The 271-nt window shown below is 35.1% G+C and carries 1 protein-coding gene; it reads left to right on the forward strand.

Going from position 1 to position 271, the window contains the following annotated elements:
* Window positions 1-269: hypothetical protein (locus R0K30_RS22030; RefSeq protein WP_410612979.1), on the forward strand; the 269-nt coding region annotated here is incomplete at its 5' end.
* Between the last annotated feature and the right edge of the window lie 2 nt (window positions 270-271).

A 271-nucleotide genomic window follows, 5' to 3' on the forward strand; every position in this document is an offset into this window, starting at 1 on the left:
GGCAAACCATACTCGAAGCACTGTCAAGTGGACTCCCTCTGATTGCTTTTAAAAAGAGCTCTGAAGTTGATACTGCTACCCAAGAACTCGATATTGACGAGTTTGTGAGCTATGCCGAGAATTACACTGTTCATGAGCTTATTATTGCTATGGAAGCTGCAGTAAATAAATTACAGACTATTAATCCACAAATAATACATCAAGTAGCGATCGAAAAATTTAGCTGGTTAAATTTATATAAAACGTTAACTAATAGTAATTCAAATTAGGT

Source organism: Bacillus sp. SIMBA_154 (assembly GCF_046536015.1).
GTDB lineage: Bacteria > Bacillota > Bacilli > Bacillales > Bacillaceae > Bacillus > Bacillus pumilus_P.